This is a genomic window from Nocardia sp. NBC_01009, from assembly GCF_045208035.1.
In the GTDB taxonomy this organism is placed as follows: domain Bacteria; phylum Actinomycetota; class Actinomycetes; order Mycobacteriales; family Mycobacteriaceae; genus Nocardia.
Genome location: NZ_CP108695.1, coordinates 4,972,221 through 4,988,490 on the forward strand (window position 1 = coordinate 4,972,221; position 16,270 = coordinate 4,988,490).

The 16,270-nt window shown below is 63.9% G+C and carries 15 protein-coding genes; 4 read left to right on the forward strand and 11 right to left on the reverse strand.

The features are described 5' to 3' along the window. Window positions 1-72: 72 nt before the first annotated feature. On the forward strand, window positions 73-450 hold the full coding sequence (locus tag OHA42_RS22230; RefSeq protein WP_406229799.1) for a nitroreductase family deazaflavin-dependent oxidoreductase: 378 nt from the start codon (window positions 73-75) through the stop codon (window positions 448-450). A gap of 573 nt (window positions 451-1,023) precedes the next feature. Next, window positions 1,024-1,323: a WXG100 family type VII secretion target gene (locus OHA42_RS22235; RefSeq protein WP_406229800.1), complete on the forward strand. Its 300-nt coding sequence runs from the start codon at window positions 1,024-1,026 to the stop codon at window positions 1,321-1,323. A gap of 305 nt (window positions 1,324-1,628) precedes the next feature. Here the strand turns inward: OHA42_RS22235 and OHA42_RS22240 are convergent, their stop codons facing one another. From OHA42_RS22240 to OHA42_RS22260, 5 genes are all read right to left on the reverse strand, one after another. Further along, entirely contained in the window at window positions 1,629-3,731 is a 2,103-nt protein-coding gene (locus OHA42_RS22240; RefSeq protein WP_406239536.1) for a glycoside hydrolase family 172 protein, read from the reverse strand. 260 nt (window positions 3,732-3,991) lie between these two features. Beyond that, window positions 3,992-4,912: a carbohydrate ABC transporter permease gene (locus OHA42_RS22245; RefSeq protein WP_406229801.1), complete on the reverse strand. Its 921-nt coding sequence runs from the start codon at window positions 4,910-4,912 to the stop codon at window positions 3,992-3,994. Continuing rightward, entirely contained in the window at window positions 4,909-5,745 is an 837-nt protein-coding gene (locus OHA42_RS22250) for a carbohydrate ABC transporter permease (RefSeq protein ID WP_406229802.1), read from the reverse strand. The genes OHA42_RS22245 and OHA42_RS22250 overlap by 4 nt, the downstream gene beginning before the upstream one ends. Window positions 5,746-6,070: 325 nt before the next feature. Then, window positions 6,071-7,366 (reverse strand): ABC transporter substrate-binding protein, encoded by a 1,296-nt coding sequence (locus tag OHA42_RS22255; RefSeq protein ID WP_406229803.1) that lies wholly within the window; start codon window positions 7,364-7,366, stop codon window positions 6,071-6,073. A gap of 113 nt (window positions 7,367-7,479) precedes the next feature. Further along, complete coding sequence (locus OHA42_RS22260) at window positions 7,480-8,520, reverse strand: LacI family DNA-binding transcriptional regulator (protein ID WP_406239538.1); 1,041 nt, start codon at window positions 8,518-8,520, stop codon at window positions 7,480-7,482. Window positions 8,521-8,844: 324 nt separating this feature from the next. Between OHA42_RS22260 and OHA42_RS22265 the strand changes: the two genes are divergently transcribed. Continuing rightward, window positions 8,845-10,935, forward strand: a complete 2,091-nt coding sequence (locus OHA42_RS22265) for a DUF6259 domain-containing protein (protein WP_406239540.1) — start codon at window positions 8,845-8,847, stop codon at window positions 10,933-10,935. On the opposite strand, the gene OHA42_RS22270 is transcribed toward OHA42_RS22265, so the two are convergent. The 3 genes from OHA42_RS22270 to OHA42_RS22280 all read right to left on the reverse strand — a co-directional run bounded on the left by OHA42_RS22270 (window position 10,871) and on the right by OHA42_RS22280 (window position 13,119). Then, window positions 10,871-11,698: a DUF4158 domain-containing protein gene (locus OHA42_RS22270; protein ID WP_406229804.1), complete on the reverse strand. Its 828-nt coding sequence runs from the start codon at window positions 11,696-11,698 to the stop codon at window positions 10,871-10,873. The two genes, OHA42_RS22265 and OHA42_RS22270, sit on opposite strands and share 65 nt — an antisense overlap. 133 nt (window positions 11,699-11,831) lie before the next feature. Continuing rightward, the gene (gene yidC, locus OHA42_RS22275; RefSeq protein WP_406229805.1) at window positions 11,832-12,722 is read right to left on the reverse strand and encodes a membrane protein insertase YidC; all 891 of its coding nucleotides are present in this window, start codon (window positions 12,720-12,722) and stop codon (window positions 11,832-11,834) included. A 97-nt stretch (window positions 12,723-12,819) separates the two neighbouring features. Further along, window positions 12,820-13,119, reverse strand: coding sequence for a DUF6412 domain-containing protein (locus OHA42_RS22280; RefSeq protein WP_406229806.1), 300 nt, complete (start codon window positions 13,117-13,119; stop codon window positions 12,820-12,822). Window positions 13,120-13,374: 255 nt separating this feature from the next. Between OHA42_RS22280 and OHA42_RS22285 the strand changes: the two genes are divergently transcribed. Continuing rightward, window positions 13,375-13,722: a hypothetical protein gene (locus OHA42_RS22285; RefSeq protein WP_406229807.1), complete on the forward strand. Its 348-nt coding sequence runs from the start codon at window positions 13,375-13,377 to the stop codon at window positions 13,720-13,722. A 9-nt stretch (window positions 13,723-13,731) separates the two neighbouring features. Here the strand turns inward: OHA42_RS22285 and OHA42_RS22290 are convergent, their stop codons facing one another. The 3 genes from OHA42_RS22290 to OHA42_RS22300 form a co-directional block, all read right to left on the reverse strand. Beyond that, window positions 13,732-14,544, reverse strand: a complete 813-nt coding sequence (locus OHA42_RS22290) for a helix-turn-helix domain-containing protein (protein ID WP_406229808.1) — start codon at window positions 14,542-14,544, stop codon at window positions 13,732-13,734. Between the two features lie 49 nt (window positions 14,545-14,593). Further along, window positions 14,594-14,734, reverse strand: a complete 141-nt coding sequence (locus OHA42_RS22295; RefSeq protein WP_406229809.1) for a hypothetical protein — start codon at window positions 14,732-14,734, stop codon at window positions 14,594-14,596. Between the two features lie 304 nt (window positions 14,735-15,038). Continuing rightward, window positions 15,039-16,256 (reverse strand): PucR family transcriptional regulator, encoded by a 1,218-nt coding sequence (locus OHA42_RS22300; protein WP_406229810.1) that lies wholly within the window; start codon window positions 16,254-16,256, stop codon window positions 15,039-15,041. Between the last annotated feature and the right edge of the window lie 14 nt (window positions 16,257-16,270).

The window sequence follows — 16,270 nt, forward strand, 5'->3', positions numbered from 1 at the left end:
GAGTTCGGTTGAGCTGACACCGGTCGAGAGTAACGTGAGTGGCGCACGCCACCTGGAGAGAGGATCGCCCCGATGGTGCTTCCGCGCGCACTGGCGAATTTCAATCGACACGTCACCAATCCCGCCGCGAACCGCCTCGCAGGCAAGGTTCCGCCCTTCGGCGTCGTCGTGCACAAGGGTCGAAAATCCGGTCGCGCCTATCGAACTCCGGTCTGGGTCTTCGAAAGCGACGGCGTCTACCGTATCGCGCTCACCTACGGCCGTGATGTCGATTGGGTCAAGAACATCTGCGCCGCAGGCGCTTTCGAGCTGGAGGCCAAGGGTAGGGTCCTCTCGCTCGTCGACCCGGTCGTCGAACACGACGCGTCGGCGACCTGGGCGCCGGTCGGCGTACGGCAGGTGTTGAGCACAGTCTCGGTCGTCTACTACTTGCAGGCGCGCACGGCCTAGCCCATAGCAAGGACCTCGAGTGCGCCGATAGTCCGCCTGCAATGCTTGACGTTGGGCAATGCGTGGACTATCGCGCAGCAGCACCTCGTCTACCGGCGGCTAGACGCCGAATCGGCCGCCCAGGCACGACAAGTCGCACACACGTCTGCACCGTGCCGGGGGTGCGACCTACAAGGTCGTCCGCTACACGGACGACTTCGTGGTCCTGGTCCACGAAGTCAACAACATGCCGACCCTGCCCGAACCGAGGTCACCGAGATTCTTGCGCCGACGGGTCTGAACCTGTCGGAGAGAAAACCCGTGTGGTGCACATGGATTCGGGGTTCGACTCCTGGGTTCGCGCATCCAGCGTCGAACCGAAGCACGAACGACCCGATAGGTACTGGCATCGAACCACGCGAGTGCAGTTGCAGGATCAGCGCGGAAACTTCTCCACACCACTAGCGGATCGATCGTCCGCTCGGCCACCGAGGTGCACTCCAAACACGCTGCAAAGGACGAATACTCGCCGTTCGGCCGCGGCAGCCCCGATGGCAACGCCACGGCGTTGAACATGTCGAGTTTGGATCTGCCATGAGCTCTGAATTCAAGGTTGACTTGGACCATCTCGATGAGATCGTGGCACGTCTGTCAGGGCTCGCTGGGTTCATAGGCGAGCATCTCGACGAGATCGACGACCGAGTCGCAACCTTGACCGGCAGCGGCTGGGAAAGCGTTGCCGCCCAGGCCTACTCCGAGGCACACACCCAATGTGTCGCTGGTGCACGGGAATTTGTCGAAGGTATGCGCGATATGAGTGATGCCGCCAGGGCAGCGCACGCCAGATTTCTCGAATTTGGTCATTCTGAGACTCGGCACTCGTGTGTCAGTTGAGCGAGCTGCGGATTCGTCAATCGTGTCAGTAAGTCTCGTCACGGTATGTCAGTGATTCCCCAGCGCTTCCCGAGCCGGGCTCCGTGTGGCCGGAATGTCAGTAGGTGATTCGTCACAACTGACACCGCAATCGCCGAGGAGGATGTGCCAGGTTTCGATGTCACCTTCTACTGGTGCCGCCTTGCGGGCGAATAGGCGTCGAAGGGACTGTACTGGTGGTGAACTTGGACAGGCCCCTCTCAGGATTCTGGCCCAGCTGGGTGCACCCAGCTGGAGGAATGACGCCTCGTACCGGGGATGAAGCTTCATCCTGCCAGTGGGTCGGCGGAGTACTGTGTGGCTGTCCACGGTGGCGCGCCGGGTGTGGGCGTGAGTGTCACCATGATCTCGGTTTTGCCGGCGGTTGTCGACTCCGGCAGCAGGTAGGCGTCTTCCAGCCAACGGTGGATATCGTTGCTGCGGGCTTGAAGCCAGGTTCCGGCGGGTTTGTCGTCGACGAGTACCTGGGCGGACTGGTTGCCGGCGATCTGGTCGGAGATTCGGCGCAACACAACGCCGTGGTTGTCGGGACGTATACGCAGCCGGAAGGTGACCCTGCCGCTTCCCACCTCGACCGTGCCGGGTACCGCGACCGCGTCCTCGGTCCCCTCGTACTGGCTGACCAGGTGGTACTGGGTGCTGTCGGGGTCGGCGTACGCATGCTGGGCACGACTGGCCGGATCGGCGAGATCGATGCTGTCGCTGCCGGTCGTCGCGGCGTCGGGCTGGGTGTAGAGGAAGGTGGTGGAGCTGTAGTCGGCGTCGATGAGGTCGCGTTTGCCGTGTTCCATCCCGAACCGTATCCCGGACCGGTAACCGATGGCGTCGGCGAGCATCACCCGGTAGGTGGACAGGCAATAGTCGGGGCAGCCGGGACCGGCGTCGCGGTGGGCCGGCATCCCGGTGAATGGGGCGGTATAGATCGTGCCGCCGACCGGGAAGTGATCGGGCTCGGCCGGGTTGTCGGGATACCACTCGATATGCGCCAGGTAGTACCAGCCGCCCTCGTAGAAGTCCTCGGTCCCGGTGCCATACAGCTGCGGCGAACGCAACCCGTCCACATAGACGCGGTCGGCGCCTTCGAGGAAGGTGGGGACTGCGGGCGAGAACGAGGTCGGGGTGTGGGTGCCGCGCATGGTCTCGTTGACGCCGACGACCTTGCCGTGCCCGTGTTGATCGGCGAATATCCAGTCTTTGCCGGACGTGGTCGGCTCGGCGCGAGAGATGGTGGTGAAATACCCGACGCTACGGTTGTCCAGCGCCTTCGCCCAGCGGGGATCCGGCGCGGACGCGACGTCGGTCTGTACTCCGGTCACCGGATTCTTCGTAGTGTTGACCAGGCTTACTTTCGCGTCGTGCCCGTACGGCATCGGCCACCAGCTCGACATCCAGCCGTTCGGATCGGCCGCGAACAGCAACGACCGCACCGGTGCGGCACCCAATCCCGAGCCGAAGAATTCCCCGACCGGGGCATCGACGGTCTGGTGCCCGTCGAACGTGATCCGCAGCTGCAGACCGGCTCTGACCTCGTCGCTGTCGGTCGGCAGGCGCAACCGCAGCGCAAGGATACTGCCGGATCCGGTGGGCGTGGCGACTGGAACCTCGGCGCCGGGTGGGAGGTCGACGGTGTGGATGTCGTTGCGAGTGTCCGGCATCGCGGGTTTGGGGTCGCGGGTCCCGGCCGCCCGAAGGAGCGTCACCACGTCGTCGGCGCGGTCGGACGGATCGAAAGTCCGCACCCCGTTGGCATCCGGAAAATGACGATAGTAGACGTGGTAGTACTTCAACTTCGCTTGGACACTGATGCGCATCGAGTCGCGGTACGCCATCGGCACTTTGAGATACACCCCGCCCGCAGCCTGCTCGGCATTCGCCACAAGCGGGAACACGTATGGGGCGCCGAGCCGGCCGTCCACCACCGACTGCAGCGGCGCGTCCAGCACGGTTCGACCGTCGAGCTCGATCTGGATGCCCCCCATGGCCGATACATCACCTCGAACACCGTTGACATCATTGGTGAACCAGATCGAGGAGATCTCGCCCGCGCCCGCGTCTTGGGCGATCACACATCCCGCACCGCCGGTGCTCAGACATCCCCCGCTGCCGTTCTGATTGCCGGTGTACGCCTCGTACGTGCCGCCGGAACGATCGAAACTGGAGAACTCGAGTGTCCGAGATCCGCCCGGTAGATTCGGCAGTCGATCCAGCCGGCGGTAGGTGTCCCAACCGACCAGCGGCGCTTCGGATTCGGTGTGTTCCGCTGTTTTCGGGTCGGGCGTGCCGACGCTCGGTGCACTGCATCCGGCCAACAGCACGGCCCCGACGGCAGGCCCAGCCAATACACGCCACCACCGACTCCGCCTCGACATCATTGCCATACCTTTCGCTACTTCCTTCCGACGCGTCAACGTGAGCGAAACAACTTCACTTCGACCACAAGAGTCGCCCCTGCGGTACCGCCACCGTCGGGAAGCCACACCGTGCGGGCGCCGCACCCCGACAATCACAGCGGCACAAAGCGATCCGACATTCTGGTGTGCAGTACCACAGTCGAAACCACAGAGCCGAAAGATCTGGGGCGCGTATAGTTTCGTCGCCTGCGGGTCCGTCGAGCGACCTCCATGTGCGGCTATTTGACCGCCCCCTCCACAAGCCCGGAGATGAACTGCTTCTGCGTCAAGAGAAATACGACGAAGATCGGGGTCGTCGCCATGGTCAGGGCCGCAAACAACTGCGGATAGTTTGTCTGTCCCATCTGCTGGCTGAAGTTCAGTAATCCGACCGGGATTGTTCGGACGCTGTCGGACTGGGTCAGCGTGAGGGCGAGAATGAATTCGTTCCAGGTGTTCAAGAACGTGAGGATGACAATCGTGGCTATTGCGGGGCGTGACAAAGGCAGGCATATCCATACGAATATCTGTCCTAGGTTGCAGCCATCCAACCGTGCGGCCTCGTCGAGTTCGGCTGGAAGGCCCTGAAAGAACGAAGTCGCGAACACCACAGAAAAGGGAAGCGCACCGGCAGCATACGGGAGGATGAGTCCCCAATAAGTGTTGATGATGCCGAGGTTCGCTTCGAGCTCGTACATGGGGATGATGAGCAGTTGCAGTGGCATGAACAGGGTGATGATGAACAACCCGAAGATCACTTTGCCCCCGATGAACCGGGTCCTCGCCAAGGCGAAGGAAAGAGGAAGCGAGAGAACGAGGACCAGGAGCACGCTGAACCCGGTCACGATCACGCTGTTCAGCAGATAGCGGCCGATGTTGCCGACCGACCATGCATCGAAGAAGTTCTGGAAGTCCCAGTTGGAGGGCAGGCCCCAAAGGTTCGCGAAGAAGGTGCTCTGCGTTTTGAACGCGCCGAGCACCATCCAGACCAGCGGATAGACGAATAGGGCGCACAACAGGATCAGCGCGACTGCCCTGGGCATTCCGAATACAAATCTGCGCTTACGACGGGTTTTCCGCGCCGGTTCATTCGCAGCGGTCGCCAGGCCCGCGGCGGGAACGGCGACACCGGTGTCGACCATCAATTCATCCCCTTTCATGCGTTGTAATCCGAACGAAGCAGCCGGATCTGGATGAGGGTGACGACGGCCACGACTACGAACAAGACTGAAGCAAGGGCGGAGGCGAACCCGTACTGCTGCACGTCGAATGCCTGTCGATACATGAATGTCATGACGGTGTCGGTGGATCCGTCTGGACCGCCTTTCGTCATGACGTAAACGAGATCAAAGACATTGAAGCCGCCCGCGATTGCGATGATGAGGTTCAAACCGATCATCGTGCGCATGGACGGCACCGTCACGTGGAAGAACAAGGCGATTCGCCCCGCACCATCGACCTTGGCTGCTTCGTAGAGTTCGGGTCGCACGGCCTGAAGGCCGGCGACGAATAGGATGACGTGATAGCCCAGCCACTTCCACACGTCGACGGCCATCACCGAGCACAGAGCCAAGCCGGGCTGTCCGAGCCACGGCGTGGTGTGCGGCAAGCCGAGCGCGCCGAGCGTTCCGTTGAGAACGCCCTGGTTTGGGTCGAGAATGAAGGTCCACAGTACACCGACGGCCACGAACGACATCAGTACCGGTATGAAGATGACGGAGCGGAATAGGGTCACACCACGAGTACGTCGTGCAACGAGCAGCGCGATGAGGAGCGCGAGCACGACCTTGGCGACGCCCGTTCCGATCGCATAGATCGCCGTGTGCTCGAGCGTCTGGTATGTCTGCGATGATGTGAAGACTTGTTTGTAGTTCTGTACGCCAGCGAATACCTTGGGGCCGAGGCCATCCCAGGAGAACAGGCTGTTCGCGAAGGCGTTGACCAATGGCCACAGCATGAAGATCGCGAAGAGCGTGAGCCCGGGCAGCACCATGATCAGCGCCCAGGGGTCGAAGTGGAACCGGCGGGACCGCCGCCGTGGTACGTGCACAGCTTGCGTCTGCGCTGCCATCGGTTCTTCCTGAGGTTGTCGGTGTCTGGGGTTGGTGCCGACCAGTGAGGGTCGGAGCGGTATCGACCTCGGCAAGGCGTCGCATCACGTGTGTACGGTCGACGAGAACGGCAAAAGGTGTGCCCGGCGCAGAAGGTCGGCAACCATCAGCGGTCGATCGAGGCGGTCGTGGAGCGGGCACGCGGCGACGGTGCGGAGGCCGTACAGACCGTTTTGAGACGACTGTGCGGACTTGCGCAGCAGTGCATCAATTGAATTTCCATCCGCCTGACTTGGCTTGGGTGAATGCGTTCTGCACGTCTTGCGACGCCTGCTGCGGTGTTCTCGATCCGGAGACCACACCGACCATGTTGTTCTGGTAGGCGGCGGTCACCTGCTTGGGCCAGTACCAGTCGAGGTAGGTGCTCGCGGTCGGGACAACGTCGTTCATGAGCTGGGTCTGCAACGTCGTGGATGCCGGCGGCTTGACGGATTTCACTGTCGGCAGGCAGATGGCCTCGCCTCCGGACAGGAGCTGCCTGTCGACAGCGGCCGAAGCCATGTACGTCACCAACTTGTCGGCGAGAGTCTTACGGATCGGGTTGATCTTCCCGTATCTGGCGGCGGCGACACCGGCTCCGCCGAATCCTGTCGACGTTACGCCGGGCACGAAATTCGGGAACGGGAACGCCTTGACATCCATCGACGGCGCCTGCTGCACGATGGTCGATATGTCCCAGGAACCGCCGAAGAACATCGCCGCCTTGCCCTGAGTGAACAGTGAGACCGCAGCCGGCTCCTGCAGACCCTGCCACCCGTTGGCGAAGACATCACCGGCACCGAGCCTGGCCATCTGGGCCAGGGCCTGGGTGTACTCCGTCGAATCAAACGCGGGACTGCCGGTTTGCAACGTGTTGAACGTCGTCTCCGTCGAGGTGTTCTTCGTGGTCTGCTGAAGCATCTGCATCATCCACATCGGCCAAAGGTATGTCTGGCCGCCCGGCACGCTGACCGGTGCCACCCCAGTGCCCTGCAGTTTTTTCGCGTCGGCGATGAGGTCGTCGATCGTCTTCGGCACTGTGAGTCCGTACTTGTCGAAGATCGCCTGGTTGTAGACGAACGCTGTCACGTTCACACCACCGACCCCGACCGCGTAGAGGTTCTCGTTGATGGTGAAAGGCGCGTAAGCCGCCGGAATCAGGTCACTGGTGTCGACGTCACCTCCGAGAGAGCCCACGAGCCCGCGGCTCTGCAAGTAGCGGATGTCCTGCCCGTTGGCGAGCAGGACATCGATTTGGCTCTTGCTGTTGACGGCGGGGGTGAACTGCTGGATGAAGCTCGAGCTCGGATAGCTGACGACAGAGATCGAGACGCCGTTCTCCTTGCCGAACTCGTCGAGGACCTTCTGGTAGTTCGGGTTCCCCGGATCTGTGCTGTAGACGACGAGGTGCTTGGCGTCGCCGTCCGATGAGGAACATGCTGTGACACCGATAAGCGCGGCAACGCTCGCGACAAGCGCGACCATCGCACGGAACCTGGATATGGCCACTTCTAACTCCAGCATCGGGGGAGTGGAACTGTTCGATAGCCCATCCGGCAAACGTTTGCCGAGATGTGTGCTCTATCCCAACACGGCTTGCGGAAGACGGCATGTCCAGCCTTGGGAACACTGGCGGGTCAGCCGGTAACCGTGTGCAACCTGCTGGAGTCGCGGATGACGAGCTCGGGCTCGAGGACTGCGTGCAGTGGATCGTCGTCGCCGCGGACGCCGGCGACGAGATCTGGCACGGCGATCTCGGCCATGTCGTCGACCGGCTGCCGCACGGAGGTGAGCCCGCTCGCCTGGGCGATAAGCGTGTCGTCGAAGCCTGAGATCAAGATGTCGCGGGGCACGGACAGGCCCTGCGCCGTGAACTCCTGAAGTGCGCCCAGGGCGATGAGATCGTTCGCGCAGATCACGCCGTTCACTTCCGGCCAGAGGCGCCGTACCTTGTGGGCAGCGTCGCGGCCCCACTCGACAGTGAAATCTCCGACCAGGACTCGTCCTGCCGCGGCGGGATCCTTGTCGGGCGCGATCTGCAGAAACGCCTCCTGACGTTCCCATGAGGTGGCGACGGAGGGATCGGAGCCGAGGAACGCCAGATGGATGCGGTTCTGGGCCACCATATGATCGACGAGGAGTTCAATCGCTGCACGTTGATCCATGCGCACATACGCCTGCTGCTCATCGACGACGCGGTCGAGTTGGATCACCGGAACTGTCTGCGCCGCCATGTCGATCGTTGCTTTGCTCAGAAATCGGTGGCTCGCCGAGATCAACAGTGCGTCGATCCGTTTGTCGAGCAGAAGTCGCACACTTTCGGCCTCGAGGTCGGCGCTGTTCCGCGAGTCGACCAAGAGAAGACCGAAGCCGGCGCCACGCGACCGTTCCACGACAGCCTGCACGAGCGACGGGAAGAACGGATTGGTGATGTCGGGGACCACGAGGCCGAGGGTTCCGGTCTCCTGCCGTCTGAGGGACCGGCCGACAGCATCCGGACGGTACCCGAGCAGCAGCGCGGCCTCCTTCACACGCGCGGCCACATCGGGGTTCACACGACGGGCGCCCGTCAGGGCTCGCGACACGGACGACGTGGACAGGCCAGCGACCCGCGCCACGTCGTGGATCGTCACCCTACGTTGCAGCGTCATGACACTACCTTTCTGTCGCCCGGGCATTGTCACGAGCGCTTCGGTAATACTACTGTGCCGAAGCACATAGGAAAACGTTTGCCCAATGCAGCCAGGCCGCGAAGGAGCCACCGTGGAACCCGAACGTCGCTCTCCTGCGGGCACGGTCGTCGCAGTCACCACCAGCCAGTTCCGGAGTCAGCTGCGCGACCGCTCGCGGACTCGTGCGATGCGCAAAGGCCGGCGTCACCGCGGGGCGTGCGACCGTCTCGCCAGTCGCTGTGGTCCGCGGCGGAAGCCAGTTGCGCGGATGGCTGCTCGGCAACATCTTGGCGACCATCGGCGTGGTCGTGCAGGATGGGAAAGAAAGATATGAGCGGCGATATCCGCTGGCTGGAGAGCGACTCGACGAGGGTGGGAATAGCCGCGGACACTGGGGCGCTGGTGGCGTACGTCGATGTCGGCTCAGGGTGGAGCGTGGTCGGACGGGAGCCGCTCGGTATCTCGTTCCGCCTGCTCCTACCGCTCGAAGGACGACGAAACAACTCCGTGTTCGGCGTCCACCAACGACCGCCGTCTATCGAGGCGGATGGAACGTCGATCGAGCTGCGCTGGAACGGCGTGCGGTCGCAGTTCGGCGGAGAGCACGACATCGGGATCGTGCAGCGATACCGTCTTGATGGCCGTCGGCTCACGGTCGAGACAAACGTCGACAACAGATCGGACCTGATCGTCGAGAACGTCTTCTCGCCCTGTATCGGTGACCTCCGGCCCGCGCCGGGTGACACCCGGCTCGAATCGATCGGTCATGACTACGGCGCCGGGAGCCGACAGCGGCTGTGGCCCACCTATGAGAACAACGTCGGCTATTTCGGAGTCGATGTGCCGACTCAGCTGTCGGAAGGCAACTACGGAACGCCGGCCGCGCCATACCGACTTATCCAAGGAGATGCTCACGGTCTGTACCTGGGTGTGGCGAACAGCAGCACCGAGCTCGTCGCCTGGCATTCTGAGCTTTGGCCCGGCTACGGTGACTCGCTCGAGGCGACTGTGCCCGAGACCGACGAGATCGACGGTCATCCCGTGGCGATCACCTACGCGGCAGTGCATCTGCCGTTCATCCGTTCGGGAGAATCGCGCGATCTGACACCGCTGTTCCTGGAGGTCTATGACGGCGACTGGCACGTGGGAGCCGATATCTACAGGAAATGGCGAGACACGTGGTTCCGACGTGCGTCCGCGCCCGAATGGGCGCGGGAGCCGCACTCCTGGCTGCAGATTCAGATCAATTCACCCGAGGACGAACTACGCCTGCCGTTCGAGCGGCTCGTCGAGGTGGGGCGTGAATGCGCCGCAGCCGGTGTGGCCGCGATCCAGCTCGTGGGGTGGAACGACGGCGGCCAGGATCGCAACAACCCGTCGCATCAACCGGAGCCTCGGCTCGGCGGTTTCGACGCCCTCGCAGCCGCGATCGCCGAGGTACAGACGCTCGGTGTAAAGGTCATCCTGTTCGCCAAGTTCAATTGGGCAGACCGGTCGACGGCCGCATTCCGTGAGCACTTCATCGACCACGCCGTCAAGGATCCGTACGGCGACTATTACATGCACCCCGGATACAGATACGAGACGGTCACGCAGATACTCGATATCAACACCCGACGCCTGGTTCCGATGTGCTTCCTCTACGAGACCTATCTCGAGGAATGCGCGCGACAATTCCAGATCATCGTCGACTTGGGCGCTGACGGGATGCTTTTCGACGAGTGCCAGCACCACTCGCCGACACTGCTTTGCTTCGACGAACAGCACGGCCATCGCTACGGTGCGCCGACATACGCGAACGATCGTGAGCTGATTCATCGCCTCGACACCCAAGCGCCAGAGGATTTCCTCTACGCGGGCGAAGGGATCTACGACTGGCAGTTCGATGCGTACACGGTCTCCTATCACCGCAGCGAAGACCGACACCATCTCCCGCTACATCGCTACACCCAGCCGCACGCGCAGTTCATGACCGCTGTCACCGGCTTCAACGACCGCAACATGATCGCTCAATGCCTGCTGTACCGCTACATCGTGAGCTATGAGCCGTTCAACTTCAAAGGGCGGCTACCCGACTTCCCGAGCACCGTGGCGTACGGCGGTCGAATGGATGCATTGCGTCGAGAAACGCGGGCCTGGACGTGGGACGGCCGCTTCACCGACACCGTCGGAGCAAGTGTCACGCACGCGAACGGGCGAGCGCACCACCCGTACACGGTCTTCGAGGCCGAGGACGGCAGCCAAGCGGTTGCCGTCGCGAACTACGACCCCAGCCCGACTTCTGTCACTATCCGCGTCGACGGATACGACGGGCTGCTCTTCGCCAAGGCAGTCGACACCGACGAATGGCTCGAACTCAGCGGTGGACGGTTGAATCTCGGTCCTCGCTCCGCCGCGGTCGTTCTGCCGCGGGTGCCGTAACGATCAGCACGGGTGCCGTAACGATCAGCACGAAATGTCTGCCGTCGGTGACCAGCCGTTCCAGGGTCGTGACACCCGGCAGCAGAGCATTGCGTTCCCGCAGCCAGCCCACCGCGCCCGCGAGCAGGACCTTCGGGCCGTCGCCGGTCATCCACCCCTGATCAGCGATCCACTCCAGCAGCTCGGCCTCGACCTGCGCGAACGAGACCAGCCCCTCCCTGCGCTGGATCTCCCAAGCGTGTTCGAACCTGGTCTTCTCCCGGTCGATGTAGGACTTCACGCACGACGGATCCGCGATCTCCAACTGCTCGGCCAGATAATCGACCAGCTCACCAGGAACATCGAGCGGATCAGGCAAGAACATCTCCAAGTACCGAACAGTGACCAGCTGAAGCGCGAGTCCCAGGCGATTCGAATCCCGCCGGCGGCCCGCGATCAGCTCCCGATCCTTTGTTGTCGAGATAAAAGAACTGCTCCAGCTCGACCCTCGACAGCACACCGAACGGGCCGTACCCGGCCCCGCCCTCATCACCCACAAAACCGACATGCAACCACCACACACCCGCCAGCACCCGCCGATCCAGCGAATTAACCTCCACAGCAAAGCATTTCGGTCGCCAGCACCCGCTAGCGCCAGTTTCCGTTCAACTGGACCCCTCATGCCGAAACGCGGTGGTGCCAGCTGCGGGTCGCGCCACGTCAGGATCTTGTCGTTGATCGTGAGTATTACGGCGCCGAGGAAGACATGATCGGCCAACAGCATGGAACTGGTGAGGTGCGAGCCCAGCGAGCGCCCGTGCTGAGGTGATCCGCGCGCTGTCGAGCCGCGTACTACGTGCAGGCGCGCCCGGCTGGCCCCATGCCGCCTCACCCGGGAAGTAGGGCGGCGGAAGTGCTTACCGTCGGCGTCGGTTCGGCTTCACGCCTGGCTTGGGAGCGGTGTTTGCCCGCGCCGCTGCGGCTCGTCGTGCTTCGGTGGCCGATTCGGCGTCGAGCCGTCGGTAGACGAGGTGTTGCTGCGCGAGAGTCCACGCATTGTTCGACACCCAGTACAACAGGATCGCCACCGGCAGTAGTGCGCCACCGACGATCGCGCCCGCGGGAAACACCCACAGCGACAACGTGTTCATGAGCGGCAGCTGGTTCGTGGTGGGGTCCTGCCGAGTGATGGCAGCTCTGGCGGTGAAATGTGTTGCGACAGCGGCGATCAGCATCAAGGGAATCGCGATCAGAGCAACGGTTGAGGCGAGGCCGCCCGTATCGGCCAACGTTGCCGACAGCGGTGCACCGAACAGTTTGGCCTGCATGAAGGATTGCACGTCCGCGGCGCTGAACACGTAGTTGGGTGTGACGGCATTCTGGGCGGCCGTCATCGGGGCGGTAGCAGTGAGGAAGGGCAGGTGCCCGGCCGTGCCGGTTCGGTCGAAGGACCGCAGCACGTGGAACAGGCCGAAGAACACCAGACCCTGTCCGAGTATCGGCAGGCAGCCTGCGATCAGGCTGACACCGTGCTCCTTGTGCAGCTTCTGGATCTCGATCGCCTGCCGTTGCCGGTCGTCGGCGTATTTCTTCTGCAGCGCCGTGATCTGCGGTTGCAGGCGCTTGACGGCGGCTTGGGTGCGCGCTTGTTTCAGGAACGGCAGAAATAGCGCCGCGCGCAGGGTGACGACGAGAAATACCACCGCAAGGACCCAGGAGAGCCCGCTGTCCGGGCCGAGGATCGCGCAGAATGCGGTGTGCCATATCCAGAGAATGGCGGACACGGGGTAATAGATGAAGTCGAGCATGACGGAATACCTGACTGCGAAACGTGCGAGCGCGCACGGGAATTGGAATGGTCAGCCGGAATGCCGACGACACCACGCACCGGGTGCGAGGTGGACGTCAGGCGTCGGCGAGACCGGGCGCTCGAGGTCGCGGCCGACCCGCAGTGTCAGGATGGCTCTGGCGCAGAAAGGAGCCCCGTCGCCGGCGTTGCGCGGCGGGCGGCGGGCCGGATCGGGCGACAAGTAGCGGCAGCCTGCGGGTGGTCTGCAGCGCGATGAGCGCGAAGACCACCGAAGCCGCGACCACGCCGAGCAAGGCCAGTGAGCCGTGCTCGTTGGTGGGTGCCACGATCAGTGCGAGCGCGGGCAGGACGACTGCGCAAACCGCAAACGTCGAGAGCTGGACCCGCGCGAACATTCCCCGAGCGTACCCGGTCGGTGTTGCGACATCGCGCTGCGTGCCGAATCTTCGAGCGCGTCGTGTCGGCGAACACATGCGCCGAAGTTATGGTTCGCGGGAGCTCCACACAGGTGTCAAAGGTTTGACCGGTGAATGGAGGGGTGCGCATTGAGTTACGAATCTGTCCCCGACGAATCGACTCACGGTGGCGGCGCCGAATATGCGGTTCCTTTCACACGTGCGGGAATCTCGCAGCCCGTTAGTCGGCAGCGGATGCCGGAAACCATCCGTTCGGCCCAGGTGGCCGCCTGGTCTCTCGGCGCATTCGGAGCCGCACTCACTACCATTGCTTGGCGAGCCGAGAACGTCGAATTGGCGGGCGCCATGGTATTCGGATATTTATTCGCCTGGCTGCTTGCCGTCGTTGCGTTCGTATTCGGCATCTTCGGTCGACCGGTCCAGGTGATCGGTGTCGCTCTCGCTGCGGTCGAAGCCGTCGTATGCCTCGGGCTGGTGGCGATCGGCCCGCTGACGGGCTTTCTCGGTCTCGGCCTGTCGGTCGCGGTCCTCGTGCTGCTCTGCAGAGGCGAATCCACGGCCTGGTTCACCCGGGACCGTTGATCCCTGTGGCTATGGTTCGTCGCCGAGATCCCAGTCGACGTGGCTGCCCAGCGCCGTAGGGGGCAGACCGAAGATGCGGCGGCAGGTGCGGGTGAGCTGGGCGCTGTCGGCGAAGCCTGCGGCGCGGGCGGCAGCGGTCAGGTCGTCGCCGGATCGGACCCGGGTCACGGCGACGTGCAGGCGCAACCAGAGGATGTAGGGACGCATCGGGATTCCCATCTGTTCGGTGAACAGATGGGTCAGCCGGGTCGCTGAAATACCGAGCCTGCGGGCGACGTCGGTGCCGCGGATCGGGCCGTTGCGGATCAACGTGGGAAGCAACCCGAGCGCTTCGGTCACCGCGGCATGCCGTGCGGGGTTGCCGGTGTGGTGCTCGTCGTGCTGGAGATCGCGGACGACATCGGCCACCACGTCGGCAAGTGCCGCTCCCGTTGGATCGACCGGCAGCGAGTGGGCGCTGTCTGCCCAACCGTAGGTGTGCGCCCTACGGTCGGCGGCCGCGCCCGCGACGGTCTCGGGATCGAGGTAGATCGCCGTGCCGCGCTCGGCGCCCGCGGCGATCCGGTGCGGCGCGTCGGCGGGGACGATCACGTGGGTGCCCTGATGGCGAATGCCGCTGGCGTCCACCACGATTACCGGGGTACAGGCGGCGACGATCTGCACGGTGTGATGGGCATGCAGTGCGGTCGGGCCGATCGAACCGCCGAAGGCGAGCACGCCGGCCCGCAGCAACGCGCTACCTTCGCTGCGAGCGTCGCCGGGCGGGCCGACGGCAGCGCTCGCGGATCGAGGTGAGGTCGAGGTAACCAGAGCCTTCATCATCGGATGCTCCCGGCAGACTGCGAATCCCGGTTCGGATCCCCCGCCGAGACTATCCCGGGCGCACGGCGGTTGTCAGGATATCGGCGACCCGATCGAGGAACTCGGTGACCAAAGGCCGGGCCACGGGGGTGTCCGGGAACCGAGTGCGCAACGCGAGGCCGTCGTAGCTGCGGGTGAACGACAACTGCACGTCGTCCAGCGGTGCGCTGCGGCTGAATTGTGTCTTTGGCCGCCTGGTAGAGCTCGTCCAGCTCGGCGACCGCGATCGTGATCGTGATCGACCAGGCGTCGCAGATCGCGTGGTCGAAGCCGACCACCACCGTGGATGTTTCGCTCCGGCTCAGCGCACCGAGGAAGTACGGCGCGAAACTGTATAGGGTGCAGGCATTGTCGAGCCTGGTGCCGAGCAGTGTGCGGAGCCCCCGAGAACCTGCCCGGACGAGCTGGCTCGACACCTGTGCAGGCAATTGCTCGCACACCGACCCAACGAACGGTTACGGGGCGAAGTCGGCGGACTCCAAGCGGCGAGCCAGGCGGGCCGCGGAGAGGGTCATGGCGTCCGCGGGCCGATGCGGGTCCAGGCCCGTGAGTTCATGGACACGCGAGAGGCGGTAGGTGACCGTGTTGCGGTGCACACTGAGCTGACGTGCGGTGGCCAGCTGATTGAAGCCGCTGTCGACGAATACTTCGAGCGTCTCGGCCAGCATCGGCTGCGCATCCAGCGGCGCGAGCACCGAGGCCAGTCCCGGTCGGGCCGCGTCACTCACCGCGACGGTGTACTCGAATTGCAAATTCGTTCTGCGGCACAGGATTTCACGGCGCGCCAGGCAACGGCCGAGTTCCGCGAGCACCCGCGACTCGGCGAACATCGCGGGAATCTCGGCACGCGACCGGGCAGCGCAGACACCCACCCAGTACGGCGGCGGCTGTCCGGGAAGTTGGGCGGGCATGCGCGCAGTGAGGGCGGTCAGCGTCGCCGCGCCGTCATCGCCCGGTAGCAGCGGAATGAGAGCAGTCCAGCCACCCGCGTCCAGGCGCAGGAACACCCCGGCGATGGCCTCGACCCGGTGCCGCAGTGCGGCTGCGGGCCCGCCTCGGGTGCCGCACAGGCGGAACACCGCGACGAGGAATGCGTCGGCCACCGGGATCACCGGGTCATTGGCCCACTCGATCGGGTCGCGCCCGGTGAGCAGGGCATCGGCGATGCCGCGTCTGCGCTCGAGCAACTCCCAGCGCGGATCGTGCGAACGCTGGGTGGCGGCGCCGGCAATGCGCCCGGTCACCAGCGTGACGTACTTCAACAGCACCAGCGACGCGTCGAGCAGCAGCTCGCGCTCGGCTGGCGAGGCCGATTCGCGCAGCCGCTCCCAGAGAAAGGACGCGCCGAGCCGGTAACGGTCGAGCACCTCGGGCAGCGGTGTGCCGTCGCGCATCCGCTCCATCGCGAGCTCGACGAGCTCTCTGGTGTCTTCCTCGGACGGCTCCGCGCCGCTGCGCAGATACTCGAAGAACAGGTCGACATTCAGCTTCGTTCCATGGGCGAAGTCGGTCTCGACCAGGGATTGCGGCAGCCGCTGATAAGGCGGGAGCACCGTATAGAACCCGTCGATCATCGACGCGACCTTGCAGTGCAAATCGTCGAACACCGGCACGGTCCGGGGCGCCCGCAGCCGGTCGGTTCCGATGAGCGGGGCTTTGCCAGGATCGCTCATCTGCACCTCCGGGT